At 65.2% G+C, this 1,502-nt stretch carries 1 protein-coding gene; it reads left to right on the top strand.

The annotated features are described in order from the left end of the window. Window positions 1–933: MinD/ParA family ATP-binding protein (locus AC5RWX_RS33200; protein ID WP_494100414.1), on the top strand; the 933-nt coding region annotated here is incomplete at its 5' end. Window positions 934–1,502: the final 569 nt, after the last annotated feature.

Genomic DNA, 1,502 nt, shown 5'->3' with positions numbered 1-1,502 from the left:
CCGATGCCGGACTTCATCAGCTCGCCGGGCCTGTTTGTCAAGGAGCAGAAGCCGAGGCCGGTGGGTGGTTTCCGAGGTGCAGTCTTCAACATGACCGGCGGGGCCTGGAACATGGGCCCCGGCGCCAAGCAGCGCCAGGAGGAAGAACTGGGCCGGCGCATCTCCCGGCAGTTGCAGGGCAGCTACAACACGGCCGTGCTGAGCCTCAAGGGTGGCATCGGTAAAACCTCCACCACCGTGGGCGTGGGCCTGACTTTGGCCGAGTACCGCGGCGACGCGCCCTGCGCGATTGACGCAAACCCTGACTCCGGCGATCTTGTGGAGCGCGCCCTGGGGGAGGGTATTTACCAGCAGGCCAGTCCGCGCACCATCACGGACCTGCTCCGGAACATCGAGTCCGTCGATTCACTCACTGCCCTGGCCCGGTACATGCACCACGCCGGCCGGTTGCATCTGATCGCGGGGGAGCAGGACCCGGAGGTGTCGGACTCGCTGACCGCCGAGGAGTACCTGCGCATCCGCAAGCTCATCGCCGCGTACTACTCTGTGGCCCTCACCGACTGCGGCACCGGCGTCACCCACAACGCCATGAGCGGTATCCTCCAGTCCGCGGACAACCTGGTGATCGCCGCCGGTTATGCGGTCAGCGGCGCCAAGCGTGCCCGCAGCACGCTGCACTGGCTGGCCAGCCACGGGTACGAGGACCTGGCCCGGAACGCGATTGTGGTCATCACCGACAAGGACGAGGTGTCCTCCCGCGTGGACAAGGACGCCATCGAGGAACACCTTTCGGGTATCTGCCGCGAGCTCATCGCCGTCCCGCACGACCGCGGCGTTGCCGACGGAGACCTGGTTACCCTGGACGTGCTGAAGCCCGAGACCCGGCGCGCCTACAAGGAGATCGCCGCAGCGATCGTGGACGGGTACCGGTAAGGACTGTCGTGGCTTTACCGACGACAATCACCGACTACGCCGTGGCCCTTGCCGCACGCTGGCATCACTAGGCGCGGCAGGCCTTCTGGCAGCAGGACTCATCCGAGCAAAGGCCCGGTAGCTGGTGCCAGCCCTAGTCCTAGATGGCACAGGCGAGGCGGGTGCACGTAGCCCGGCTGGTGCCGTCGTGCTAGCCGGAAGCCCTGACTGCCCAGATGCGACTCTACGGTATGGTCAACCTCTTCTCCCGGGACGCCATGGCGGCGTTTATGTCCTTCAGGTACGACGCGAAGTTCGGAACGAACTAGCCAATAGGGCCAGCCAGGCGTTGAGTGCTATACACGGTACTCGACGCCTGGCCCTTTGTTCGTGCACCTGCATCCGCATCTGCGTCCACAGCAGCTGCGTCAGATGCTGTGTACCTCCACCACGTGCAAGCGCGGATCTGCGTCCTTGTTGCCGATCGGAGGGCTACTGGGAACCAAACCGGCTGTTGTAGCGATACATGAATGCGGCCATGGCGTCCCGGTTCACCGGCTGGAGCGGGCGGTAGGTCGTGCTGCCGTCCC

It is taken from the genome of Arthrobacter sp. SPT-J7, from assembly GCF_059089965.1.
Note: the sequence above shows the minus strand (reverse complement) of the source record. Positions and strands in the feature narration are given on the sequence as shown.